Raw genomic sequence first — 26,015 nt, 5'->3', positions numbered from 1 at the left:
TAATGTCGTGATGACTCTATCAACATGAGTGCCCACACAGATTACTTCATCTAAGTTTTTAAAGAGCTTTTAACCAGGAACTTGCCTTAGTTAAACAACGTTGCTTTCTCAACGTTGGGGCGCGAATTATACGCCACATTTAATCTCTGTCAACACTTCGTTTAAACTAAAATCTTAACCAACAAGACTTTCTAAAAAAACTCTTTAAACGCTTGTGTTTAAAGGCGTTACCGCCCCGAGAGAGATGCGCATTATAAGGATAAATTTGTGCATGGCAAGCCATTTAGAAAAAAAAATGAAACTTTTTTGAAGACGGTTATTTTTTCATCAAACAACAGGTTTATTTGACCTTTTCTGACTAAATTTTACCCAAATGCTTTCGGTTAAAAGCATCAATAAAATGACGGTATGAAATAGCGGTGGATTTATACTCGATTTAGTCAGCCAAATAAAATGAGTTGTCACTAGTAAAAAGATTAGGTTAACGAATAAAACCATTTCAAGCAGTGCTTCAATCGCTGTTACAAAACTCAAGTTTATGAAATTACAAAAGCTGAAGAGTTTAACCTTGGCGTGTCTAAGTAACTTACCGACTCTTAACGCACTCCTCTAAGATCAAGCGAATGTTCCATCCGGGAAAGGATCAAAATAAATAAAAGAAAAAAGAGCCCTGACCCTAAAATATAGCGATATAGCACTATTTGCCGAATATAAGAACCAATCTAAAGAAAAGAAACCTAGGGGACCTTACTTCTGACTGGGCACTCGTTTAAGAGCATATAAAGTATGAATTTCAATATATTTTGCTTTACAGATCGGCCGAACCTACTTGATCAATTCTCGAAGCTCAAAGACCGAGGGGATAAATATCAACCACGCTTCAAAGCAACGCTATTGATAGTATCTAAAATCAGAGGGAAAACACATAGCGGTATAACCAAACATTAGAAAAATACCGCTATCGCTTAACTTTACAAACGGATAATGCTTTTATTCTCCGTCTTCCTGAGGCTTACTCTTTTTCCGCTGGAGCCTCTTCGACATAATACTCCGCTTTTGCCATAAAGTGACGACAGGACCAGAAATTGCGTAAAGAGAAAATACAGAAAAAAGAACTATAGGTGGTTGATAAGCAATCAATACAAAAGCTAACACCACAATTAATATCGCAATGAACGGAACCTTACCCCGCCAATCAACCTCCTTAAAACTGTAGTAGCGTAAATTACTGACCATAAACAAGCCAAGCAGCATTGTGATGATGGATATCCATTTTCCGTATTCTTGACCGTTAATGTCGTAATCGACGCCTACCCAAACCATCCCCGCCAAAATGGCTGCGGCTGATGGTATTGCCAATCCTTGAAAATAGCGTTTATCGGCTGTTCCAACTTGAGTGTTAAAACGCGCCAATCTCAATGCACCACCTGCTACAAAAACAAATGCCGCTAACCACCCTAACTTACCGTGAGACGAGAGAGCCCAATTGTAGGTTACGAGCGCAGGAGCTATACCAAATGAGACAATATCGGCCATAGAGTCATACTCTGCACCAAAGTCAGATTGAGTATTCGTCATTCGGGCAACTCTGCCATCCAACCCGTCCATTATCATAGCAATGAATATCGCTATTGAAGCCAATTCAAACTGTCCTTTCATTGATGCTACGACAGCAAAAAATCCGGCAAATAATCCTGCCGTTGTCAATAAATTGGGCAGTAAATAGATACCTCGGCGAGGTGATTTAGTTGTTGTTTCGTTTTTAGTCATAAAGAAAATCTCGATTATGTAGCGTAAACGCCTCTCTCTGCTAGAATCTTTAATAGTTCAATGAGTTACATAGTCTACATGTCTTTTACTCGTTGATAAACGACATTCCAATAGTTAGCGGCTGTTGACAGAAAAGTTTAATGTGTCAAGATACGCGCGCTTTAAATATCCATCATTATATGACATCCAGCTATGCACATTGGTGAGAACGAAAAACTGATTATCATCGGACAAAACGAGAGTGGCCAAAAATTTCGCCCCTCCGATTGGGCCGAGCGATTGTGTGGTGGCTTGTGTACCTTTCGAAACCGGCGCATGTACTATTCCCCTTTGCTTCGACCAGCGGTTATCGATGGCATAAAATGTGTCGTAGTCTCTTCAGAACTTCAAGCACAACATACTGAAATGTTTCAGTACATACTCGGATTCGTGCAAGAGAACGCCCTAAAAACTGAGATTCAGTCTAAATAATTCGCAATTAATCCCTAATAAAGCTGACTTTTGCTGTTATTTCGAGCTATATTTAGGCTATTGCTTTGTATTCTAAGGATTTCTCAATTATGTTTCGACAGACGATTATCGCAGCGGTTTTAGCGATAACTACCAGTTTAGTGTTTGCAGGCAGTAATGTGCTGTACAAATGGAAAGACGCTGAGGGAAACACCAAATATGGCGATCGTCCTCCTAAAGGCGTTCCTTTCGAGCGAATTAAAGTGCGCGGCTCAAACAGCTCAGCAGCAATCACTGAAAAAATAGAAGCCGAAGAAAATCCACAAACAGATGCTCAAAAAGAAGTTGCGAAAATGCAGGCACAAATTACGCAGGCCTGCAAAATTGCTAAAACTAATATGGAAACGCTTAACTCAGGCTCTCGAATAAAAAAAGATGGCGAGGACCGCATGTTAACGGAAGAAGAAATTGAACAAAAGAAAGTTGAAACTCAAAAACAGATTGACAACTATTGCGCTGAATTAAACCAAAACAAAGAACAAAGCGACGACCAGTAAGCCGGTCAATTAATCGCTAGTAGGCTATTAATAAAACAAGATAAAACCTCGCACATTGAGTCGCGAGGTTTTTTAAGGGCTATTGAAAAACAATTTCTCCATTATCTACTTGGACGACAATTGAATCTCCAGGATTAAATTTCCCAGCCAGAATATCTTGCGCTAATGGATTTTCAATCCATTGTTGAATAGCTCTTTTCAATGGCCGAGCGCCATAAACAGGATCAAATCCGCGTTGTGCCACCAGACTGAGCGCCTCATCATCCACTTCAAGATGTAATTGATGTTCCTCCAGTCGCTCTCTTAGTAACTTAATTTGAATGCTCGCGATAGATTTAACCGCATCTTCTGGTAATGAATGAAACACCACCGTTTCATCAACTCGATTAATAAACTCAGGACGGAAAAAGTCACCCAGTACGCCCATTATCTTCGACTTAATGGAATCGTAATCGCCTTTGCCGGATTCTTCTAAAATAATTTCAGAGCCTATGTTGGATGTCATAACGATAACCGTATTTCGAAAATCAACCGTTCGACCTTGCCCATCGGTCAATCGACCATCTTCAAAAACTTGTAGAAGCACATTAAAGACATCGGGATGCGCTTTTTCAACTTCATCAAGTAAAATCACAGAATAAGGCTTTCGGCGCACAGCTTCCGTCAAATATCCACCTTCGTCATACCCAACATATCCTGGCGGAGCACCGATCAATCGCGCAACGGAATGCTTTTCCATAAACTCCGACATATCTATTCGAATCATGGCTTCTTCGCTATCGAATAAAAACTCGGCCAAAGCTTTACACAGTTCGGTTTTACCAACACCTGTTGGTCCCAAAAATAAAAACGAACCATTTGGGCGTCTTGGGTCTGATAATCCTGCTCGCGAACGACGAATAGCATTGGACACCGCTGTCACAGCTTCATTTTGCCCGACAACTCGCTTGTGCAACCCTTCTTCGATTTTAAGTAGTTTTTCTCTTTCACCTTCGAGCATTTTTGTGACAGGAATACCCGTCCACTTCGAGACAACTTCAGCAATTTCATTATCTGTTACTTTATTTCTCAGTAACTTCATCTCTTGCATTTCTGCTTGGGCCGCCATATCAAGCTGCTTTTCAAGCTCTGGAATTTTTCCATATTGCAATTCGGACATTCGACTCAAGTCACTGGCTCGACTTGCCGCTTCAAGTTCAAGACGAGCTCGCTCCAATTCTGTTTTAATGTGAGTTGTTCCTTGTAAGGCGGCTTTTTCTGCCGTCCAAATTTCATTCAGTTCGGCAAACTCTTTTTCTAATTCTCCGACCTCTTCGTCCAAATCAGCCAGACGTTTTTTAGAACTATCGTCTTTTTCTTTTTTCAACGCTTCACGTTGTATTTTTAATTGGACCAAACGGCGTTCCAATCGATCCATCTCTTCAGGTTTAGAGTCAATTTCCATCCGAATTCGACTAGCGGCTTCGTCAACAAGATCAATCGCTTTATCAGGGAGCTGTCGATCAGAAATATATCGATGAGATAAGGTAGCTGCAGTAACAATGGCCGGATCGGTAATTTCAACACCGTGATGAACTTCGTAACGTTCTTTTAAACCACGTAATATAGCAATGGTATCTTCAACGCTAGGTTCATCAACCAACACTTTTTGAAAACGTCTTTCCAGTGCCGCATCTTTTTCAACGTATTTTCGATACTCATCAAGCGTTGTCGCGCCAACGCAATGTAATTCACCTCGAGCTAAAGCGGGCTTAAGCATATTACCGGCATCCATCGCACCATCCGCTTTACCTGCGCCAACCATAGTATGTAATTCATCAATGAATAAAATAATTCGACCTTCTTGTTTGGCTAAATCATTCAATACCGACTTTAGTCGTTCTTCGAATTCACCGCGATATTTGGCACCAGCAATTAATGCACCCATATCAAGCGATAACACTCTTTTATTTTTCAATCCTTCAGGAACTTCGCGATTAACAATTCGTTGGGCAAGCCCCTCAACAATCGCCGTTTTCCCAACGCCAGGCTCTCCAATGAGTACAGGATTGTTTTTCGAACGACGTTGCAAAACTTGAATGGTTCGGCGAATTTCATCATCTCGGCCAATAACAGGATCCAACTTTCCTTGTTCCGCTCGCTCCGTTAAATCGACGGTAAATTTTTCTAAAGCTTGTCGCTGCTCTTCGGCATTCGGGTCATCGATAGCTTGACCACCTCGGACTTCTTCTATAGCTTGCTCAATTGACTCTTTAGTTGCACCTAACTCGGATAAAATATTACCCAACCGCCCTTTGTCATCGATGGCGGCAAGAACAAAAAGCTCTGAAGAAATAAATTGATCTTTTCTTTGTTGAGATAATTTATCGCAGATATTCAACAAGCGCGCTAAATCATTAGAAATATGTACATCGCCCTCTGCGCCTTGAACTTGCGGAAATTGATCGAGCGCTTCAAGCAATTGAGAACGCAATGCATGTACATTTAATGATGCTTTCGTTAATAAAGGACGAACCGTTCCACCTTCCTGGTTTAATAAAGCCACCATTAAATGAACAGGTTCAATAAACTGATGATCTCGTCCAATTGCTAATGACTGTGCATCAGCTATCGCGACTTGAAACTTACTGGTCAGTTTATCCATTCTCATTGTGCCAAACTCCCAAACATTTTTGTGATTAAAAATAAAATGGGGGCAGCTTATTTTTTTTCAATCTTAATTCAATAATTTAAGACTTTGAATGCTGGAATGAATCAGGATCAACAGCCCGACCCAAGAGTAAAGCACCTAATTGATAATCAATATCATCGGTTTCAAAATGCGATTGCGCTAAAGGAGGAAAACTCGTTAGTCGTGTTTTACCTCTTAGTATCACTCCAGTAAAAACACTGCCTTGCCCACGAACCCCTTCAATTCTAGCTGGAAAAACTGAGCAGGCGAGTTTTTGCGTCAACTTTCTGAGTCCAGGTTTGATGTGAGTTTTCTCTTCTGTATCAAGATGAATTTTTCCATGAGGAAACAAAGCCACGACTTCGCCGTTATTAACATTGCGAATAACTTCTCTAAATGCTTTATCAACTCGGCCAGAACGATCGACCGGAATGCAGCCAGCTAATTTAAACATCCAGTTTAAACCGAAACGTTCGTACTCTTCCTTTGCAATCATAAATCGCAACGGACGATGGCATGAAGCAATTAATAAAAATGGATCCAATCCCGAAATATGATTCGCAATAACAATCGCACCACCCGTCTCCGGCAAGTTAATGTTATCACCATTTAACCGATGGTATCTGCGACAAAATACTCGAATCCATCCGTCTATCACATTGGTTATCCAAAAACCCCAGTCGGCTTTATTGGCTTTTAAACCAATCGCAATAAGAATTAAAAACACACTAACAATGACTAGCATTATCAATAAATAGTCAATCATATTCATATATTCATTCGATCCAGATAACACTGGCCATTCTTCCCGTTACGCCATCTCGACGATAAGAATAAAACAGCTCAGACTGATTGTACGTGCAATAGTCACCGCCATAAACTTGAAGGTTTCGAGCTTCAAGTTTTCGACGAGCAATTCCGTATAAGTCAGCCAAATATTTTTCTTTAAAGGGTTTAAAAAATTTGCCATCTTTTTCAGATTGACTCAGAAACAACTGCCTAACATCATCACCTATTTCAAAATGACGAGCGCTGATGGCTGGCCCCAGCCAGGCTATTAAGTCTTCGGAGTCACTTCCGTATGCTTGCACAGCTTGCTCTAAAATTCCATCGACTAAGCCTCGCCACCCAGCGTGAATGGCAGCCACCCATGTTTCCTGTTTATTCACCAAAAACACGGGAAGACAGTCCGCAGTCATAACAGCGCATGCCTTGTGTCTTAGCGACGTAAAAACACCATCAGCTTCTGGCGATTGGATACCCGTTTCTGTGAGCTCAACAACCTGGGTTCCATGAACCTGATTTAGCCAACCTATTTCTTGAACTGAAATTAATTCTCCTTCAAGGATCGACCTATTTTTTTTAACCTTAATAGAATCATCACCCACATGTAGCGCCAGATTCCACGATTCATAGGGAGGCTCGCTAAAGCCACCCTGACGTGTCGTCGTGAAAGCATGTACTCGAGACGATACAGGCCATTCAGGCTCGATCATCTTAAGAGGTTCAGACAATAGGGTTCTCCTCGGCGATGACTTGCAAAATCTGCGAATAATCCTCCGGCGGTTCAACTTCCCAAGACAGAGATTCCTCAGTTACCGGATGAATGACTCCCAATTTTCTCGCATGCAATGCCTGTCGTTTAAAATTACGCACCGCTTCTTTTAGCCTATCACTTGACCCACTAGGCGCATAATTCTGCCTGCCATAAACCGGATCGCCAACAAGCGGATAATGCAAATGTGCCATATGCACGCGTATTTGATGAGTGCGGCCAGTCTCCAGATTAACTTTTAAATGGGTAAAATCATTGAATTTTTCTTTGAGTCGATAATGGGTAATCGCTTCCTTACCAAAGGGAGTCACCGCCATTTTTAAACGATTTTGCGGATGTCGAGCAATTGGCTCCTCAACAATGCCACCCGCAACCATCTGACCATGGCAAATACATTGATACTCTCTTTCAAACGCTCGCTCTTGCAACTGGGCAGTAAGGCCCGAATGAGCAGCGAGAGTTCGAGCGACAATCAGCAATCCGGAAGTATCTTTATCCAATCGATGGATAATTCCGGCACGAGGCAAGTGTCTGAGTTCTTCATCACGAAACAGCAGTGCATTAACCAAAGTCCCATCAGGATTCCCCGCAGCAGGGTGGACTACCAGTCCTGCTGGTTTATTGACGACAAAGATATGCTCATCTTCGTAAACGATCTCAAGTGGTATATCCTGGGCTTGCCAATCGCCCGCCAACTCAATTTCTGCATCGATTTCGATGATTTCGTCACCTTTTAGTTTGTGACGAGTCTTCTTGATAACCTGACCATCGACCAATACTTGCCCATTCTTTATCCACTCTTGTAGCTTTGAACGGGAAACTTCGGCGCAATGTTGTGCGACGACCTGATCGAGACGTTGACCAAGATCCGATGTATTCACTTGAATTGTTTGTTTAAACGATTGATTTGCCATATTTTTCCAACTTTAGGGAACCTTTTTGAGCATTGACCCTCTACAACCCCTAACAGGCTGATGCGACGTTTAAGAATCTACGACCTTAATATAAGGTCGTTGCTAGCATCAAAAAATAGTCATTGGCCTGATGGGCTGGCTCCGGTAGAATGCCATGCCTACACAATAAAGTTGAATTTTAACGAACTATTGAGAAGTATGAAAAACTTTCGCGTATTTATTACAATTACATTAAGCTTTTTTCTATTTGCGTGTGCCAGTACACAGGAAGAAGTCGAGGTTCCTCTGGCCGATGACGCCTTTAAACTGTATGAGCGCTCGCAGGCTTCCATAAAAGCAGGCAATTACCAAACAGCCATTCGAACTTTGGAGCAACTTGATAGCCTATACCCATTTGGTCCTTACTCGCATCAAGCTCAATTATCGCTGATTTACGCTTACTATAAATCTCGTAATTCTGCGTCAGCGATTGCTGCAGCCGAGCGTTTTATTCGCCAAAATCCGAATCACGAAAATGTCGATTACGCTTACTATATGAAAGGTCTTATTAACTTCACATCGGAAGTTGGCTTTTTCAAAGAGTTATTATCAGCAGACTTATCCCAGCGAGATGCGTCAACCGCACGACAAGCATTTTCTGACTTTGCGGAATTGCTTAGGAAATACCCAAGCAGTAAATACGCCAAAGATGCTCAGCAACGAATGATTTTTTTAAGAAATCGACTAGCTCGTTATGAATTACACGTTGCTCAATATTACATGAAGCGAAACGCTTACATCGCAGCTGCGAATCGTGCCCAATATGTTGTCGAAAACTACCCTAAAACCGATTCTGTTCCAGATGCCTTACTGGTAATGGCAACCGCTTACGATATTCTTGAGCTAAAAGATTTATCAGATAAAGCAAAAAACTTACTTAAACTAAACTATCCTGAGTACGCTAAAAGGCTTTAATTTACCGCCCTAATAAAACAAAAAAGGACTCAACGGAGTCCTTTTTTGTTAACTGAGAATTGAGTGTTTCTCAAATACTCGCTTATTAAACCGCTTCATCATCCATTTCACCGGTTCGGATACGAATCGCTCGATCAATCCTAGATACGAATATTTTTCCATCACCAATTTTACCGGTGCGAGATACTTCTAAAATACTCTCAATGCAAGAATCGACCAAATCATCGCTGACAACGATTTCTACTTTTACTTTCGGTAAAAAATCAACCATATACTCAGCACCACGATACAACTCAGTGTGTCCTTTCTGACGCCCAAATCCTTTCACTTCAGTAACCGTCATACCCGCAACCCCTAAATCTCCCAAGGCTTCTCGGACATCATCCAATTTAAACGGCTTAATTATGGCTTCAATTTTTTTCATTGCTGACTCACTCAAACAATAGATTTAACAAATTTATGACTTTGAATCGTTACTATAAATCGTCGGGATCGGCAGTCGCTTGTGCTGAGTTTTATTATAGATTTCAATCAACAATGCTTCGACTTCTTTATCAACAACTTTTCCTTCCAGAAAATCGTCAATTTGATCGTATGTAACACCTAGCGCATGTTCATCATGCTTGCCAGGGTTCAAACATTCCAAATCCGCTGTCGGCGGTTTAACAATCAAGCGTTCGGGTGCACCAAGAAATGCCGCTAATTGTCTAACTTGCCGTTTATTCAACCCAAATAAAGGCGCAAGATCACATGCACCATCACCCCATTTGGTAAAAAAGCCGGTTATATTTTCTGCAGAGTGATCCGTACCTAACACCAGACCATCAACCAAACCAGCCACCTGATACTGCGCCACCATTCTCATACGAGCTTTTACATTACCTTTTACATAATCGGATTTGGTATCACCAAAGCTGTCAAATTGGCTCTCATTCATAGCGCCAAGAACAGTTTTATTCAATGCATCAACCCCAGATTGAACATTGATAGTCACGACTTTTGATGGCTGAATAAAGTCGATGGACAATTGAGCCTCATCTTCATCTTTCTGTGTCGCATAAGGAAGACGCACAGCGATAAACTTGTAGTTATCCGTACTTTGCTCTTGATTTAATTCATCGACGGCCAATTGAGATAATCGACCAAGCGTTGCTGAGTCAACTCCTCCACTAATTCCTAACACCAGATGTTCCAAACCAGCCGTTTTGAGTTGTTGTTTAATGAAAGACACACGTGCTTTAACTTCTTTAACCGGATCAATTTCAGGCAACACGCACATTTCTTGAACTATTTGTTGTTGATTCATTGTCACTTTTAGACTAATTAATTTGATTAATGAGCCAGATGTTACCATATTGCCAAAATCCCAGCGACGTTCAAATCAATTCAGGAAAAAATCTTTTAAAAATATTAAGTTAGCGTTATCTTTATGATTAGGCTGAAAGAAGACCTCATTCAATGGCGATAATCAAAAATTTAAAGTCTGAGCATCAATACACGTCAATACGAGCACTGCAAGTCTATGCGCTCTACCGAATCGTTGTGTCCTCATTTTTACTGACTTTCTTTCTTCTTAAGGCTGGTGATATATTTCTCGGTCAAAAAAATCCCGTTCTTTACTATTGGTCTGCGCTGCTATATTTTGTCTCAAGCGTCGGTTTTTATTTCATTAACAGAATTTATCAACAAGCATTTCGCTTTCTCGTCGAAATACAAGTTTTCGTTGAAATTACATTATTGACCCTACTCATGCACTCAAGTGGTGGTGTTGCAACGGGTCTGGGCATGCTCATGGCCGTTTCTGCAACAACCGCTTGTTTGCTCGTTGAGCGAGGTTCTTCTCTAGCTTTTGCTGCAATTGCAGCGACTGCTGTTCTCACAGAAGCTTTTTACTTAAGCATTACTGGTCAAACAAAATCCGACTACATCACCCAGGCGGGATTGTTAGGTGCTACCTATTTCGCCACATCACTATTCGCGCTTTTAACAGCAAGACGGCTCAAGCAAAGTGAATTGGAAGCTGAACTAACAAGCGCCGACCTAGCCAATATGGAAAGATTGAATGAAACCATCATTCAATTTATGAAAACAGGCGTCATCGTGATCGACAAACAAAGACGCATTCAATTTATCAACACCGCGGCCTGGGAACTGCTCGAAATGCCGAGTAATATTCAAGGAAAACCACTGAGTGGTTTAAGCGAAGAACTGGATAACGCCATTGAAAACTGGGACAACAGCAAACAATCGATAAATAATTTTAGACAATCACAAACCGGCCCTAAAATAAACATTAAAATATCAAGGATTGACGAACGGAATCAATTCACTTTGTTATTTCTCGAAGACACGACACCAATGACGCAACAAGCACAAAATTTGAAACTTGCCTCACTAGGACGACTCACCGCTAGTATCGCACATGAAATTCGTAATCCTTTAGGCGCACTCAGCCACGCTGCACAATTACTTGAAGAATCGACCGATATAAATGAGGCTGACAAAAAGCTCGTGGAGATGATCCAGAAAAACTCGGTTCGAGTAAATGCCATTATTGAAAATGTTATGCAGTTGTCGCAGCGACAAAAATCGGAAGCTCAGGATGTTAGACTAAAATCATTTTTATCAACGCTTAGCGACGAGCTTAAAAGAAGCCAGAGTGATAATGTGGAAATAATTATCGATATCACTCCCAATGAACTGATTATTCAATTTGATATCAGTCAGCTCCAACAAGTCATTACCAATTTAGCAGAAAATGGGTTACGTTATAGCAAAGAGAATACAGGAGCTTCGCGTATTACTTTTTTCGGCGGCGTAAACTCCAAAACTCAGCAAGCTTTTCTTGATATCATAGACGATGGACCAGGCATTCATTCAGATATGGTGCAAAACATTTTTGAACCATTTTTTACAACTAGTCCGACAGGCACTGGTCTGGGACTTTACATATCAAAAGAGCTCTGCGAAGCTAATCGAGCGCAACTTGATTATATTCCCGTACCTAATGGCGGAGCTTGTTTCCGCATTACATTTGCGAGAGAAGACGAATCGTGACACAACCTATTGCATTAATTATCGACGACGAACCCGATATTCTTGAACTTCTGTCAATCACTCTAGTTCGAATGGGAATTCGATGTGAAACAGCCTTAAATGTCGCCGACGCGATGCAAAAAGTGGACAACCAAAATTTTAATTTGTGCTTAACCGACATGCGTCTACCAGATGGTGACGGCCTTGAACTCGTACAATATATACAAAACAAACAACCAGATGTTCCTGTCGCTGTCATTACTGCACACGGTAATATGCAAACGGCCATTGATGCGATGAAACTCGGTGCTTTTGATTTTTTATCAAAACCTGTCGATTTAAGTAATTTGAGAAATATTGTCTCTAACGCACTGAAAGTAAATCCCGAACCGTCTGGTGAAACAGAAGACACAGGAGAGTTTCTTAAAGAATTTATTGGCGCAACGCCAAATATGAAACACCTGAAAACACTCATTTTAAAAGTCGCAAAAAGTCAGGCGCCAGTTTACGTAAAGGGAGAGTCTGGCACAGGAAAAGAAATGGTTGCTCGCTTAATTCACAACAATGGACCTCGTGCCGATAATCCTTTTGTTGCCATCAACTGCGGAGCAATACCCTCGGAACTGATGGAAAGTGAATTTTTTGGTCATAAAAAAGGCAGTTTTACTGGCGCACAAACCGAAAAAGAAGGTCTTTTTAAAGCTGCGGATGGCGGTACGTTATTTCTCGACGAAATAGCAGAATTACCACTCGCCATGCAAGTAAAGTTATTACGGGCCATTCAGGAACGCAGTATTCGACCGGTAGGCTCAGAAAAAGAGGTTTCGGTTAATGTTCGCATATTGTCCGCGTCGCACCGAGATCTTAATGAACTCGTGGACAAAGGGCAATTTCGGCAAGACTTGTTTTATCGAATTAACGTTATAGAAATTTCTGTACCGCCGCTGCGAGAACGAAAAGCTGATATTCCCGAGCTAGTCGACTCATTTATCGACCGGCTAGCAAAAAGAAATCAAATGCCAAAGCCCCAAATTACAGAAGCTGCGATTAATGCACTTTATGAACATTCTTTTCCCGGTAATATTCGAGAGCTTGAAAATATTCTGGAGAGAGCTCTTACACTAAATACAGGGGAATCACTCGACGTTGATGACTTGCTACTAATGGGTTCAAATTCAGCCCAAGGTGATTTATTACTGACAGATAGAAAAGATCAGCCTCTGGATGAATACCTCGAATCCATCGAACGTGCAGAAATAATTAAAGCACTGGATCAAACAGGAAATAATAAAACAGCAGCAGCAGAACTGCTCGGTATAAGCTTTCGTACCATGCGCTATAAATGCAAGAAGCTTAACATTGAGTAATTTTTAATCATATTATTCAACAAAATTCTAAAATAGTCCTTCTTAATCGTTGACAGGACAATATCTCACAAGCATATGCAATAATTGCGGTTTCGCATATTTAAACAGATCGTCAAAATAGCGCCTGGATTTTACAAAGAAAAGGATTTCGAAATGAATTGTAAAGGATTTACAATTATTGAATTATTATTTGCCATAGCAATCTTATTTATTTTAACCGTTTTTGCCTTACCCGCATTCTCAAATTTTCTTGATCGCTCAAAAATACAAACAGAAGCGATGCAATTAATGGCAACGATAAAAACCGCCAGGGAAAAATCCATAAGCAGTGGAGATGTTCTTGTGTTATGCGGTAAAAAGAAAGATGAATGTGGAAAAAAATGGTCTGAAGGTTATCTTCTATTTACCGACAAAAACAATGATCGGCAATTTACTGAAGACATTGATACATTACTTTTCAGTCATAATTACAATGACGACAATATCCACGTAAAGTGGCGCTCTTTTCGAGCCAGCAAACCCATTCATTTTTTACCCAGCGGAATTACCTGGCATAACAATGGAACTTTTATATTATGCCTCGATAAAGATCCAAAGCTCGCAAAAGCCCTTTTCGTTGCCAAAACAGGCCGAATAGAAATGTCTCGAGACACGAATTATGACGAATACGACGAAGATCGCGACGGCGATAAATTAAAGTGTACATAACAATTTATCCAAGCTAGAAAACCACAAACATGTGCATTAATAAAAATGCACATGTTTGCTTAAGCTCGCAAGACTTTAACATTGTCATATCCCTGCATTTTTAAATGATGCGCCTGCACTTTGCTCATCACACCTTTGTCACAATATAATAAGTAATTGTGCGTCTTATCCAGTTCGGAAAAACGGCGACTGATTGAGTAGAAAGGAATTTTTAGCACAGCATTATTAGTTAATACTAAAGGATGTGTTTCTTGCTCTTCCGGGTGCCGAATATCAATGACAATATCGCCAACGTGAGGGACCGCTGTTAACTCAACATCAGTATCGGTATCAAGTCCATCGAGTACTTTTTCAATCGATATAAGAGCTTTGTTATCAAAAGCTTGATCAAGCACTTCGAAATTGAATGACTCTTCCGCTTTTAACATTTTTTCTAATTTTACTTTTGTCGACGGCTTTTGCGAAATCACACCGCAATACTCTGGCATATTAGCCGCAAATTCCTCTGTTCCTATAGCTTTCGCTTTCTGGATAATTTCTTGTTTATCCATAGCAATCAAAGGTCGAAGTACTAAAGTATTCGAAGCCTGTTCAATGACATTCAAATTAGTGAGAGTTTGGCTGGACACTTGCCCTATCGCTTCACCAGTGACAATTGAGTCAACTCCTAAATCTTTCGCAACGCGATCGGCCACTCTCAACATCATTCTCTTAAGCGCAACCCCCATTAACGAAGGGTCAATAGATTTTAATATCTCTTCAACAACGCCTTCAAATGGAATGGAAATAAACTTTACTTTATGCGAAGACGCGTATTTGTTCCATAAGTAATAAGCAACCTGTTTCACTCCAATCTCATGGGCCATGCCACCAAGATTAAAAAAACAAAAATGTGTTTTTACACCTCGACGCGTCATCAAAAAGCTCGAAACGCCAGAATCGAACCCACCCGAGATAAGCGATATTGTCGACTCTTGTTTCCCAAGAGGATACCCTCCCAGACCTTTCACTTTCTTAGAAACAATATCGGCTTGATTTTGATTTATTTCCAAATAGACTTCTTCTTCTGGATTTTTCAAAACCACCTTTTTAACATCAGTGTTCGCTAGCAGACCACCACCAATATATTTTTCGGCGTCATTCGAAGTAAACTCATGTTTACCCTTTCTTTTAACACGAACACAAAAGGTTTTACCTTCAAGCCTATCTTTGAAACGCTCAATACAAAATTCAGAAATATCAGACAGTGTCTCAAACTCAATTGTCTCAACAATCATGAAAAAATCGATACCAGGCATGCACTGTAGACGCTCAAGCACATTAGTTTTCAATTGTTGGTCTAATGAGTCAGGAATTGTGATGTCGATCTTGTCCCAGCGTTTGTATACCTTAATCTCGGAGCTGATAGGCTTCAGAATATTTTCAAGGTTATAATGCAGTTGCTTAGTGAAGAGTTTACGAACTGGACGACTCTTGATAATGATTTCGTGGAAAAGCTTTACCACTATTTTCATGCGTTACTTCTCAATACAGCGTTAAATATAAACACTATTTTACATGAAAATTAACTGCAAATTAAAATCTCTGTAAAAACGCTAGCGAAAAAGACTCTCTAAACCGTCGACATCCCTGTTCTGACGGTTGTGGAGAGGGCCATTTTTAGCGATTCAATATTTCTGTAGAAGCCAATAGAGTATTGGTGGTACGGGCTATATTCTCCAGAACACGACTTAACTTTCATACTCTTTAAAGTGGTAATATCAAAATCCGTCAGGCTCGAATCAAACCGACGAACTGCCCTTCAATATTAAGCTGTTCCGGAGCAACTTCAATTGGCTCGAAATCTGAGTTTTCAGGGAATAATACCGCTTTACCATCCTTTCGACCTAAACGCTTAACGGTGACATCATCATCCAGACGGGCCACAACAATCTGCCCAATATCTGCGGTTTGAGTTTTACGTACAGCAATAAGATCACCGTCCAAGATACCGGCATCTTTCATACTGTCGCCGCGAACTCGCAGCAAAAACGTCGGCTTCTTGCGACGTAACACTTCCGGAATAGTGACATAACGCTCTACATTTTCAACCGCTTCAATCGGAATCCCGGCAGCCACAGAACCAATGAGCGGCAACTCTTCGACCTCACCAACAAGTATCTGAATGCCCCGAGTTTTCTCACTATGTAAGCGAATCACTCCTTTTTTAGCCAGCGCTTTCAAATGGTCTGCCGCAGCCTTGGTTGAGCTAACTCCTAATAATTCCGCTAGTTCAGCATGAGTTGGAGCAATTCCATTCTCTTCGATAAAATCCCTGAGAATATCGAGAACTTCTTGTTGTCGCATGGTCAGTTCACGCACGTTTATTTCCTCGCACTTTAGTAACTGGTTATATTAATACTACTTAGTTAAGTAGATTGCAAGTTTTTTAACCAGCAAAGTGCAAATAAACATGAGCTTAGGGTAGAGTCTTAGAGCACTTTCTGATGATTAGTCGAGCTCAAGATGATCGATTTTAGGATCCACTTCTTCTTTTTTTACTTTTTCGTTAGGAATTTTTTCACCGGCAGCAGCGACGGATAACGATGATGTATCAACGTCACGTTGCTCTTTCGTTTTCGGTTCTTGAATTAAACCAGGTTCATTCAAAGACAAACCCGATAAATCCACTGACGGTGCTTCAGTAGTTTTTTTGTCCGATAAAGGACGGTTTGAAGAATCCACCGATAACCCAGACAAATCCGGCTCAGGAATCGGTTGCTGGCGCTCTCCAGGCGGTAATTTCTCGCCTGCTGCTGCGACAGACCATGAATCATCAGATGCATCTTCCTTTGTTGATTCAGATTTCGCCAACTTTTCCGAAGAAGGTTCTTGTCGTGTCGGTTCTTCAGGCTGAAGGAAATTCGCTCGCCCACGAGTTTTTTCAGCCGCTACGGCAGCATTCGGAACAGCTTGAGGTTGAGCAGTTTGACTGGAGTGATTACTTTTCGTCGTTGCTGGTGCTGTTTGTTTTACGGTAGCACCATGCTCTTGTATTAACACCAAAGCGCCCGCATTTTTTAAAGCAGACTGGTATTTCATCGCTTGAGCGTATTCCAAACCTTTCTTTATGGTAACTCTATCACCAGAGAATAGTTTTTTAATTTGTTGTTCATTCGTCTTAAATAATTTAGCGAGATTTAAGTAGACCTGCTCAGGCTCTTTGCCCGGAGCAAAACGACCAGCAAATACAATATCAAATTTTCCTTCAATCATAGCCACATCACGATGTCGGGTATTTCTTTTAGACTGATAGCTTTGCTCAAAAAAGTCAATTTTATTCGATACATAGCGTTTTTTTAATTCTTTGCGTTATAAAAGGAATCGAACACCAACGCCATTTCGCGTAACTCTAATAATTTCGGCTTGAATAATTGGCATCGGCTCTGGAAAGCCAATTGCTTGAATTGACACTACAGTACCGTTCGTAAGTTGCTGCAATGTTTGTGACTCAATAAACGCTCCCACATCAGAAAGCTCCAACGTGTGTGCTTTAACCAACCCTAAGGCATCTGATGTCACTTCAACATCAGTACGAATGGGTGCGCGATTTATTTGTCGTTTCTCAACCATATGAAAAATTGTAATTTTTCAGTAATTCTAGACCAAAAATCCCCAAGTCCCCTGCTTTTAGCGAAGAAATATTGAGTTTCGATATCTTAAACCTCTAAAATACAATAAATTTATCACAGCTCGGGCTTAATATGTCGAAACGAGATGACAATCCATTTCTTGAGGAGTTCGGTGACGTCAAACCAATATCTCAAGATAAGGTACCGTTAAAAAGAAATTCCCCTGACAATGTCGCGATAGAAATCCGTAAAAAGGCTGCGATATCTCATGGCAGAAAAGATCTGAATTATTTAACGGATGCTCCAGTTCCCTCAGTTGATCCATTGGAAGTTCTGGAATATAAACTAGATGGCGTGCAAACGGGTGTCTACAAAAAATTACGACAAGGAAAATACACCATTGATGGACATCTCGATTTACATCGCCATACAGTGGCCGAAGCGCGCAGCGCATTATTTCAGTTTATTCAGCAAAGTTTAAAGCTTGATTGTCGTACTGTTTTGGTTACTCATGGTAAAGGCATGCGATCAGATCCTCCAGCCAGGATAAAAAGTTACGTTAATTACTGGTTGAAGCAAATTCCTGAAGTGCTTGCATTTCATTCCGCTAAAAAGAATCAAGGCGGAACGGGTTCTGTCTATGTTTTACTGAGAAAATCTGCAGATAAACGCATTGAAAACAAAGAACGCTACCAATAATCTTTGCTTAAAATAACGTTAACTAGTTACCTTTGTAAGTTTCGAGTTCCAGGCGTTCTTTATCGCTCATTGACTCTTCTGTTTGTATATCGAGATCGCCTAACCGTATTTCTTTAACGTTTTTTACACCAACAGGACGTTGAAAGCTGGTTTGTATTTCCCCTACATCATTTTTCCATTGATAGATCACCCGCTCCATCTCGTCGGCAGGCAAAGTAGTCACTCGAATTTGTTTCCCTGATAATACGTAAAAAATATCCTTCCCAAAATGAAGAATCGATTGGGAGGTTTTGAAATTATCCCAGGTTCTTGCCCAAGTGCCTGGCTGGTCAACTTGAACGTAAATCGCTCTTACAATAATCAAACCAAGAATAACAAATAACGGAGTTAACTTTTTCATAAATCCACAGTATATCGATCGAACATGAATGAAGTATGCTATTTACACTACTGCCAAGCAACGCCAATTACCTTGCATTAAGTCACATTATCAAATTGTGCTTGCCATAATTGAATATCAGAATGTTCAGCTTCCAAAAGCTCAAAACCACACTCATAGGTGGGCTCAGAATCAATTTGGCGGCACCACTTTACTTCACCTGTCAAAAGAAATCGTGCTGCTGTACTTTCAAAATCAATAAGCAACTCAAGGTATGCGCCCACCGTGATTGGAAAGTTTGAGTTAACTTTAATTCCGGTTCTCGAAATATCTTGCGTCGCACATTTAACGACTAACCCAGAATCACTTTCTGCCGATGTTGCCAGAATCTCAATAAATACCGTTTCTTGTTTATCAACACGTTGCTCTTTACGAGATTCCTCATGCCCCATGCACTCATTCCTTCTAACGATTTATACTCACTATCAGTGGTCACAAATTTTTGACCACTTTTCAAAGTCTAAGCTGTCGTTTTCGACAAACCATACTCCTGCATGATAAGTGGGTACTTCGTCAACTTCAAGACACCAGCGAATTTGTCCCCAGAGTTCATAATGCTGCAGATCATTAATATGGACATCAAATTGCAACACCTGCCCAACCGGAATCGGTTCGTGGCAAATAATTCGCAAGCCCGAGCATGAGTAATCCGATAGTGGACTGGCATGCTTCTTTTCTTCGCCATCAATCTCGACCATCTTATAACAGGTATAAGATTTTCCTGGCGAAGAGAATCGGTCAAAATCACGCTGATCTAAATATTTTTGATCTATCATCCGTCAATCTCCTACAGACAACTCTCTCTTTATAAGTATAGTCTAAGCTCAGTGTTACCGCTGGTTTGAGCTAGAAATTATAATCACTGAAATTCGCGATGACTGAGAATACGCTGACGGTTAACTTGTGGTATTTTCGCTAAGAATGCACCAAAAACACGTTCACTCAATTGTAAAGATGACTCGATTTTCTCGGTCGTTTCTCTCCATATTTGTTCAATCCGGTGCGTTGCTCTATCGAGTCCAAGCTCTTGCTGGTGTTGAGGAAGATTCAACCAACGACGAATTAATGCCCGATTAGCTTCTAAGTGAAACTGAAAGCCATAAACATTATTGCCGATACGAAAAGCCTGATTTCGGCACCCCTCACCAGAAAGTAATAACTCTCCTTCTTTAGGCAATTCAAAAGTATGTCCATGCCACTGAAAGACGTCCGTTAAAGCCTCAAACTCACCAATAATAGAATCTTGCTTTCCCAAGTTCGTTTGTTTCATTGGATACCAACCAATTTCTCGTTCAGGAGCAGGATATACTCGAGCTCCGAAAGCAGCAGCTAGTAACTGTGCACCCAAACAAATGCCCAACACAGGCATCTCTTGTTCAATCGCCTGGCGAATACACTCCTTTTCGGTATTCAAATGTGGATAGCTAACTTCCTGCCCGATATTCATCGGCCCGCCTAGAACAATCAGTGCGTCATAACTGGCCACGTCAGGCTGAGCATCAGGGTGACGACCAAAATTAACGTATCGAACTCGATGTTTCTGTGCTCTTAGCAATGCATCAAGTGTCCCCAAAGGTTCATATGGAACATGCTGAAAGACTAAAACTTTTGCCAAAACTATCTCCTGCCAGTTGAGTTATCAGATTATCAAGATTCCCATTCCAGGATAATACCAATTAGGAATAAACGGATAGGCATTCAAATTTTAGTCAATTAATATACCGATGGTTAAATCGCATGAATTTAACGTTTTTTTAACATACACTTAGCATTACTAATTTTTAAACCAAACGCTCGATATTAAAGAGACTTTTTGCAATGGACTCACTGGTCGCCAAAATAAAAAAGCATCCCTTCAAAACATTTTTCATTGGTTTGCTATTCGTGCTTCTTATTCTACTGAGTCTTACTTCACAAATCGTACACTATGTGATCGTCTCTTCTTTTGAGAAACAAGGTGCGACTGTAAAGATTGAAAATATCGATGTGTCACTTTGGCAGTCAACGATTGAAATAAGTGGTTTACAGTCCAGTCAGAATGAAGCCGAACTCAATCTGAATAACCTTTTAATCGATTGGCAATGGCGGCCTTTGTTTAGTAATAAAGTTATCATAGATAATGCAGAACTTAACGGTTTTAAACTCGACTTAGTGAGTGATCAAAAAATACCACAACAAATAGGACCATTTGTTATTGATACATCGCAAGATGATTCCAAAAAACAGCCTTCGGTGCCATCAAAGGAAAATGAAAAGCCATCGGAATGGATGATTCGACTGGTTAACCTTTCTTTAACAGACCTGTCGTTATGTCTCAATGATGAAAAAGCCATTCAAGAATTAATAACTCAGTCTTCATTAACACTTAATAAAAGTAATAAAATTTGCACAAAACTAACACTTAACTGGCAAGGCTTAGCATCCTTAAGTACCCTCGATCCATCAGCCACCCATATTACCGGCCAATTCAACCTTAACAATGTTGATATAAAGTTATTTAACGAAGATAATGCTGAATCACTTTATTCACACGGTGCTTTATCTCTTCAATCTATCGACATTACTCCCAATCGCTTTGCAGTCTCAAGTCTTTTTTGGAATGATGTCATTTTCGGGAATCACCGTGAGCACCATAGTACCGAGCTATCTTCCATTCCCAGTTTTCGCTTTGACAAATTTTCAGTATTAAATCTCCAGGCATTAACCGATCAAACGACAGTAGACTTAAAGTCCTTAGAAATAGAACAGGTTGATATTCTTACTCAAAAGCCGAGTAAAGCCAGTCGACAATCACTTGGATACCTAAGTCAAATTTCTTCTATTGAGCTGAAGCAATTCAACTTTTCTCCCGACGGAATTTTATTCGACAAACTTTTAATTTCGCAGCTCAAAGCATTCGAAAGCCAGCAAGATGAAGCTCTAAACTTTGATCTTATTTCAGAATCCATTCAACTTTCTTCACTCAATTTAAACGACAAATCGATTAATCTTGATTCTATTATTCAAAATGGAATCAACATTTACTTTGAACCACATTCAAATGGAACCAACAACTTCAGTCAGTGGTTTTCACAAATCAATAAATTAGAAACCCAAACAATCGCAGAATCTGAAAATAACCAAGAAAACAACACCAAAGCCGACAACAATCAAGCTGACGAGCCCCAAAAGACGACTCAACCTGGCGAAAAATCAGCATTTAAATTCAACATCGCAGAACTTAAAGTAACAACTGAAAACTCAATTCGAATAAAAGATAAAAGCTTGTCGCAAGAGCCTCAAATTGAATTGTCAAAATTAAATTTAACCAGTTCAAATATTAACAATCAAAAAGCACCATTTAATTACCAACTTAAAATGTTAATTAATGATGCCGGGCTTTTAGAAAGTGAAGGAGAAGTCAAGTTAGATCAACAAACTATTCCTGACGTTTTAGCCAAACTAAAGCTCTCTGCTCTTGATTTAGTTCCCTTTTCAGCTTACGCAATACGCTACCTCGGCTACCGCATTGATCAGGGGCATATGAATATCAATGGCGATATTAAAATTCAATCTGGAAAAATTGATAGTGAGTTTAAGTTAAAAACATCAAAGTTTGAGCTGAGCGATTTAGAAGATCACGAAGAGCATGCACTCAATGCTGAATTAGGCGTTCCCTTGTCAACAGCTTTGACATTATTGGAAAATAATGACGATGAAATTAAACTGGAAATTCCCATTCACGGTGATGCTGACTCACCCAATTTTTCGGTAGCCGACGTCATATCAACGGTCACTGTTAAAGCGATCAAAGCAGCCATTGTTTATCAGTACTCTCCTTTTGGGTTATTAACACTCGCAAATGGCTTAATAGACCTCGCCACAGGGCTCAATTTTGATCCCATTGTGTTTTCTCCCGGAGAAGCTTTACTCACATCAGAACATAAAAACCAATTAGAGGAAATCGCTCAATTAACCCGTCAAAAGCCTCAAATTTCAATTGTTTTTTGCGGAAAAGTCAGCCTCATGGACTTACCGAATACTGAAGACTCGAATCCAGCATCAGAAACATCGCCAGAGGAAAAGTCTAAACGATCATCGCTTCAAAAAGAAAACTTGAGTGAAGAGCAAAGATCCAAACTCCATGAACTTGCCAAACAAAGACAAGCCAATGTCATCTCATCTTTGAAAAACGATTACAGTGTTCCACAAAATCAAATTCTCAGCTGCAATATTAAAGTCAGCACAATGGTTGAAAAAGTGGGTAAAGTTACGATCTCGATATAATTGTTCAATATCTTCATACAGTGCTTTATCATCAAAACTAAAGAAAATCATGCGAAAGCAGTGGTTCAAAATAATGAGCTTTCTACAATAATACACATAACGCGTTTTGCTCCAATCTCATAAATCAATAAGAATTCACGGGAGTCCAAAATACTGTCTTGCCAAAGTCCACCTCTCTTTCCTGACTGTTTTTTATACTCCAACGTCGTCCACCAACCCGGTGCGGGGTTTTAATCGAGCTTGATTTGCTTCATAATGGGACTTCATCCCGCCTTTTAACCTCAATCTAGATAGAAGATTTTTTATATGAATATTACTAAAGATAAAGTCGTTTCAATGCACTATACAGTTAAGAATTCGGATGGTGATGTCATCGACTCGTCTGAAGGCCGCGATCCATTATTGTATATGCAAGGCCACAGAAATATTATTCCTGGACTGGAAAATGCCCTCGAAGGCAAAGCAATTGGCGATAAAGTAGAAGCAACCATTGCTCCTGCAGAAGCTTACGGTGAAGTCATTGAAGAACTCATTCAAGATGTTCCTCGTTCTGCATTTGAAGGAGTTGATAAACTGGAAGTCGGCATGAATTTTCAAGCTCAATCAGAGCAAGGTCCAGTCAATGTCGTTATCAAAGAAGTTAGCGAAGAAAAAGTAACTGTTGATGGCAATCATCCACTAGCTGGTCAAACATTAAACTTCAACGTCGAGGTAGTTGAAGTTCGTGATGCAACAGAAGAAGAGTTATCACACGGTCATGCACACGGTGCTGGTGGTCACCAACACTAATTTCGCATCGTGAGCTAATGGCGAGAATTTAACGGCACGACCAAATCTCGCCGGTGTCACATAAAAAGGCAGTCTAATGACTGCCTTTTTATTCGCGATGAAACTTGTTCGCAATTGACAAGTAGGGCTCAATGATTTCGAGTGCCGTTTTTGAGTTTTCAGGAAGTTGCACGTCAGACAGCCGCTTAGGTGTCACACGGTTGCCCCATCTCAAATAGGCTGCGCCCCACGTGAGTCCAGCTCCGAAGGCCGGTAACGCAACACCATTTCCTGGTTGAATTAAGCCCTCTTCCACCGCCTCACATAATGCGACAGGAATTGTCGCCGCTGACGTATTGGCGTATCGGTCAACATTCACCATAACTTTCTCCATTGGTGTTTCTAACCGTTTGGCAACAGCTTCAATAATTCGTAGGTTCGCTTGATGCGGTACTACTACATCCACTTCTTCTTTAGTTACGTTTGCTTGTTGAAGAGCTTCTTCAGTGGCGGTTACCATTCCTCTGGTAGCACGTTTAAAAATTTCCTGCCCATCAAAATTCCAGGTAATGTGTGCGTAGGAATCCAAAGTACGATCGGAACCCGAGCCAAAGTTTTCAATTGCCAGAGTTTCGCGAGCATCTCCATAACACCCCATTTTGCTCGATAGCACCCCCAACGGCTCTTCCGTTGCCTCGACTACAACGGCACCAGCACCATCACCAAACAGTACCGAAACATTTCGATTTTTCCAGTCTAATGCCCAGGATAATCGCTCAGCCCCGATCACCAGAACGCGCTTCATCATATTGTTACGAATTAATGCTGTCGCATTACTCAATGAAAATAGGAAACTACAACACGCACTGTTGATATCCATTGCTGCGGCAGAAGAGTTCCCTAATTTTTTTTGCACATAAGATGCACAATTGGGTGCTAGCTTGGTTGGCGTTGTCGTACCAAATAAAATACCGTCAATATCTTCCGCTTCTAAGCCCGCACAAGCCAAAGCCCGTTCAGCTGCCACGTATCCGAGCTCATCCACCGTTACATGTGAGATGCGTCGCTCACGCATGCCTGTACGTGAATGAATCCATTCATCACTCGTTTCAATAAACGTCGCCAAGTCCTTGTTGGTTAAAATAGCCGGGGGCATACATTTTCCCCAACCAGTAATTTCTGCATACGGCATAATCAGTCTCAGTTAAAAGTCATTAGGCGCCGCTAGTTTAATGAATTTGTTGTATTCAACTGCTCCAACCTGATGAGAATAAGGTTTTTATTGAATCCACAAATTGCCCCAAAACGGCGTGTCACTTTGATATAATCGGGAGAAATTAATCAACTCTAGGAACAAAATAATGAATCAAGACAGTTTACCTGATATGAGCATGGATTCGGAAAATCTTTATCAAGAACAAGTATTTACTGATCAAAAAGTAGGCTCAATTCGAATTCTTACGCCTATTGACTCTGAAGGAAACACCGATACATCAAGAAAAGTTCAATATTTGGGGCAAACTCAGGTAATGACACCTGCCGGAGCACTTCCCTTGCATTTCGAACTTGAGGTCGACAACCTGAAAGAAGCGGTAAACCAGTTCGCAGAGGGCGCAAAAGAAGCTCTGGAAAAGACAATGGAAGAGCTCAAAGAAATGCGCCGCCAACAGGCTTCATCCATTGTTGTACCAGGAGAAGCTCAAGGCGGAAGTAAAATTCAAATGCCCTAAAATTGGGCAAAATTAATCTTCAACCACAAATCTTTCCCGCTTCTAAAGAGCCGGAATGAATGATTTTGGGTTCAGTTTGTGTTCAGCAAACCCTTCTATAATAAGCACTATACTCAACCCAAAATCTCCGGTCCTATGAAAGTACAAACAATTATCAAGCTGACTAGCGCATTTATACTCATTCTTTTCGTGACTGGCTGCAGTATCCATGCACGCCATGGATATGGCTATCACCATTCGGGTGTTCATGTTCACGGACACGTTCATGGTAAACCCTCTCGAGTAATTGGAGCACTTATTGCCGGTGCAATCATTGGCCATGCAATCAATTCCATGATCTATCGGGAACGAGAAAATGACGATTTACCCAAAACACCGGGAGATCAGTATTATTTAATTACCAAAGACGGTACATGTCACTGGGTTGAAATAGACGATGATGGCATCGAGACAAGACAGCAAGTTGACTATCAATACTGTGAAGAGTAACGGCTCAAAAGATCAATAATTTAATGGTCAT

The 26,015-nt window shown here is 40.7% G+C and carries 27 protein-coding genes; 11 read left to right on the top strand and 16 right to left on the bottom strand.

Annotation, left to right across the window (positions count from 1 at the left end):
- Positions 1-990 precede the first annotated feature (990 nt).
- A complete protein-coding gene (gene pssA / locus FAX86_RS21250) occupies positions 991-1,770 on the bottom strand; it encodes a CDP-diacylglycerol--serine O-phosphatidyltransferase (RefSeq protein ID WP_144395513.1) in 780 nt (259 codons plus the stop codon).
- A 192-nt stretch (positions 1,771-1,962) separates the two neighbouring features.
- On the opposite strand from pssA, the gene FAX86_RS21245 reads away from it, so the two are divergent.
- Together FAX86_RS21245 and FAX86_RS21240 are read left to right on the top strand one after the other, a co-directional pair.
- Positions 1,963-2,241: a DUF3579 domain-containing protein gene (locus tag FAX86_RS21245; protein ID WP_144395512.1), complete on the top strand. Its 279-nt coding sequence runs from the start codon at positions 1,963-1,965 to the stop codon at positions 2,239-2,241.
- A gap of 89 nt (positions 2,242-2,330) precedes the next feature.
- Complete coding sequence (locus tag FAX86_RS21240; RefSeq protein WP_144395511.1) at positions 2,331-2,777, top strand: DUF4124 domain-containing protein; 447 nt, start codon at positions 2,331-2,333, stop codon at positions 2,775-2,777.
- 79 nt (positions 2,778-2,856) lie between these two features.
- Here the strand turns inward: FAX86_RS21240 and clpB are convergent, their stop codons facing one another.
- The 4 genes from clpB to rluD all read right to left on the bottom strand — a co-directional run bounded on the left by clpB (position 2,857) and on the right by rluD (position 7,917).
- On the bottom strand, positions 2,857-5,427 hold the full coding sequence (gene clpB, locus FAX86_RS21235; protein ID WP_144395510.1) for an ATP-dependent chaperone ClpB: 2,571 nt from the start codon (positions 5,425-5,427) through the stop codon (positions 2,857-2,859).
- A gap of 79 nt (positions 5,428-5,506) precedes the next feature.
- Positions 5,507-6,214, bottom strand: a complete 708-nt coding sequence (locus tag FAX86_RS21230; protein ID WP_246128709.1) for a lysophospholipid acyltransferase family protein — start codon at positions 6,212-6,214, stop codon at positions 5,507-5,509.
- Positions 6,215-6,224: 10 nt separating this feature from the next.
- On the bottom strand, positions 6,225-6,962 hold the full coding sequence (gene pgeF, locus FAX86_RS21225; RefSeq protein ID WP_144395508.1) for a peptidoglycan editing factor PgeF: 738 nt from the start codon (positions 6,960-6,962) through the stop codon (positions 6,225-6,227).
- The gene (gene rluD / locus FAX86_RS21220) at positions 6,955-7,917 is read right to left on the bottom strand and encodes a 23S rRNA pseudouridine(1911/1915/1917) synthase RluD (protein WP_144395507.1); all 963 of its coding nucleotides are present in this window, start codon (positions 7,915-7,917) and stop codon (positions 6,955-6,957) included. The genes pgeF and rluD overlap by 8 nt, the downstream gene beginning before the upstream one ends.
- Positions 7,918-8,115: 198 nt before the next feature.
- Between rluD and FAX86_RS21215 the strand changes: the two genes are divergently transcribed.
- Positions 8,116-8,871, top strand: coding sequence for an outer membrane protein assembly factor BamD (locus FAX86_RS21215; protein ID WP_144395506.1), 756 nt, complete (start codon positions 8,116-8,118; stop codon positions 8,869-8,871).
- A gap of 85 nt (positions 8,872-8,956) precedes the next feature.
- Here the strand turns inward: FAX86_RS21215 and FAX86_RS21210 are convergent, their stop codons facing one another.
- Both FAX86_RS21210 and nadE read right to left on the bottom strand, forming a co-directional pair.
- Complete coding sequence (locus tag FAX86_RS21210; protein ID WP_144395505.1) at positions 8,957-9,295, bottom strand: P-II family nitrogen regulator; 339 nt, start codon at positions 9,293-9,295, stop codon at positions 8,957-8,959.
- 33 nt (positions 9,296-9,328) lie between these two features.
- Positions 9,329-10,225, bottom strand: coding sequence for an ammonia-dependent NAD(+) synthetase (nadE, locus tag FAX86_RS21205; RefSeq protein ID WP_281286455.1), 897 nt, complete (start codon positions 10,223-10,225; stop codon positions 9,329-9,331).
- A 104-nt stretch (positions 10,226-10,329) separates the two neighbouring features.
- Here nadE and FAX86_RS21200 point away from each other — a divergent pair, with 104 nt between their 5' ends.
- The 3 genes from FAX86_RS21200 (at position 10,330) to FAX86_RS21190 (ending at position 13,982) form a co-directional block, all read left to right on the top strand.
- Positions 10,330-11,928: a two-component system sensor histidine kinase NtrB gene (locus FAX86_RS21200; protein WP_144395504.1), complete on the top strand. Its 1,599-nt coding sequence runs from the start codon at positions 10,330-10,332 to the stop codon at positions 11,926-11,928.
- The gene (locus tag FAX86_RS21195) at positions 11,925-13,274 is read left to right on the top strand and encodes a sigma-54-dependent transcriptional regulator (RefSeq protein ID WP_144395503.1); all 1,350 of its coding nucleotides are present in this window, start codon (positions 11,925-11,927) and stop codon (positions 13,272-13,274) included. Before FAX86_RS21200 ends, FAX86_RS21195 begins: the two co-directional genes overlap by 4 nt.
- A 153-nt stretch (positions 13,275-13,427) precedes the next feature.
- The gene (locus FAX86_RS21190; RefSeq protein WP_144395502.1) at positions 13,428-13,982 is read left to right on the top strand and encodes a GspH/FimT family pseudopilin; all 555 of its coding nucleotides are present in this window, start codon (positions 13,428-13,430) and stop codon (positions 13,980-13,982) included.
- 59 nt (positions 13,983-14,041) lie between these two features.
- On the opposite strand, the gene thiI is transcribed toward FAX86_RS21190, so the two are convergent.
- The 4 genes from thiI to FAX86_RS21170 form a co-directional block, all read right to left on the bottom strand.
- The gene (gene thiI / locus FAX86_RS21185; protein ID WP_144395501.1) at positions 14,042-15,496 is read right to left on the bottom strand and encodes a tRNA uracil 4-sulfurtransferase ThiI; all 1,455 of its coding nucleotides are present in this window, start codon (positions 15,494-15,496) and stop codon (positions 14,042-14,044) included.
- Between the two features lie 256 nt (positions 15,497-15,752).
- Complete coding sequence (gene lexA / locus FAX86_RS21180) at positions 15,753-16,328, bottom strand: transcriptional repressor LexA (protein WP_246128710.1); 576 nt, start codon at positions 16,326-16,328, stop codon at positions 15,753-15,755.
- A 144-nt stretch (positions 16,329-16,472) separates the two neighbouring features.
- The gene (locus FAX86_RS21175) at positions 16,473-17,237 is read right to left on the bottom strand and encodes a hypothetical protein (RefSeq protein ID WP_144395499.1); all 765 of its coding nucleotides are present in this window, start codon (positions 17,235-17,237) and stop codon (positions 16,473-16,475) included.
- 96 nt (positions 17,238-17,333) lie between these two features.
- Complete coding sequence (locus tag FAX86_RS21170) at positions 17,334-17,594, bottom strand: PilZ domain-containing protein (RefSeq protein WP_144395498.1); 261 nt, start codon at positions 17,592-17,594, stop codon at positions 17,334-17,336.
- A gap of 131 nt (positions 17,595-17,725) precedes the next feature.
- Between FAX86_RS21170 and smrA the strand changes: the two genes are divergently transcribed.
- On the top strand, positions 17,726-18,292 hold the full coding sequence (gene smrA, locus FAX86_RS21165) for a DNA endonuclease SmrA (RefSeq protein WP_144395497.1): 567 nt from the start codon (positions 17,726-17,728) through the stop codon (positions 18,290-18,292).
- A 22-nt stretch (positions 18,293-18,314) separates the two neighbouring features.
- Here the strand turns inward: smrA and FAX86_RS21160 are convergent, their stop codons facing one another.
- The 4 genes from FAX86_RS21160 to FAX86_RS21145 all read right to left on the bottom strand — a co-directional run bounded on the left by FAX86_RS21160 (position 18,315) and on the right by FAX86_RS21145 (position 20,346).
- On the bottom strand, positions 18,315-18,692 hold the full coding sequence (locus FAX86_RS21160; protein ID WP_144395496.1) for a hypothetical protein: 378 nt from the start codon (positions 18,690-18,692) through the stop codon (positions 18,315-18,317).
- A 77-nt stretch (positions 18,693-18,769) separates the two neighbouring features.
- Positions 18,770-19,123, bottom strand: coding sequence for a PilZ domain-containing protein (locus FAX86_RS21155; RefSeq protein WP_144395495.1), 354 nt, complete (start codon positions 19,121-19,123; stop codon positions 18,770-18,772).
- Positions 19,124-19,156: 33 nt separating this feature from the next.
- On the bottom strand, positions 19,157-19,507 hold the full coding sequence (locus FAX86_RS21150; RefSeq protein ID WP_144395494.1) for a PilZ domain-containing protein: 351 nt from the start codon (positions 19,505-19,507) through the stop codon (positions 19,157-19,159).
- Positions 19,508-19,590: 83 nt separating this feature from the next.
- On the bottom strand, positions 19,591-20,346 hold the full coding sequence (locus tag FAX86_RS21145; protein ID WP_164503701.1) for a type 1 glutamine amidotransferase: 756 nt from the start codon (positions 20,344-20,346) through the stop codon (positions 19,591-19,593).
- 203 nt (positions 20,347-20,549) lie between these two features.
- Here FAX86_RS21145 and FAX86_RS21140 point away from each other — a divergent pair, with 203 nt between their 5' ends.
- Positions 20,550-22,997: a DUF748 domain-containing protein gene (locus FAX86_RS21140; RefSeq protein ID WP_144395492.1), complete on the top strand. Its 2,448-nt coding sequence runs from the start codon at positions 20,550-20,552 to the stop codon at positions 22,995-22,997.
- A 306-nt stretch (positions 22,998-23,303) separates the two neighbouring features.
- A complete protein-coding gene (slyD, locus tag FAX86_RS21135) occupies positions 23,304-23,786 on the top strand; it encodes a peptidylprolyl isomerase (RefSeq protein ID WP_144395491.1) in 483 nt (160 codons plus the stop codon).
- A gap of 88 nt (positions 23,787-23,874) precedes the next feature.
- On the opposite strand, the gene FAX86_RS21130 is transcribed toward slyD, so the two are convergent.
- Entirely contained in the window at positions 23,875-24,957 is a 1,083-nt protein-coding gene (locus FAX86_RS21130; protein ID WP_144395490.1) for a ketoacyl-ACP synthase III, read from the bottom strand.
- Positions 24,958-25,126: 169 nt separating this feature from the next.
- Here FAX86_RS21130 and FAX86_RS21125 point away from each other — a divergent pair, with 169 nt between their 5' ends.
- Positions 25,127-25,495, top strand: a complete 369-nt coding sequence (locus FAX86_RS21125) for a hypothetical protein (protein ID WP_144395489.1) — start codon at positions 25,127-25,129, stop codon at positions 25,493-25,495.
- Between the two features lie 135 nt (positions 25,496-25,630).
- Positions 25,631-25,984 carry a hypothetical protein gene (locus FAX86_RS21120; protein WP_144395488.1) on the top strand — a complete coding sequence of 118 codons (354 nt, stop codon included), beginning with the start codon at positions 25,631-25,633 and terminating at the stop codon, positions 25,982-25,984.
- The last annotated feature ends 31 nt before the right edge of the window (positions 25,985-26,015 follow it).

This window comes from Pleionea sediminis (assembly GCF_007570825.1).
Lineage (GTDB): Bacteria > Pseudomonadota > Gammaproteobacteria > Enterobacterales > Kangiellaceae > Pleionea > Pleionea sediminis.
Note: the sequence above shows the minus strand (reverse complement) of the source record. Positions and strands in the feature narration are given on the sequence as shown.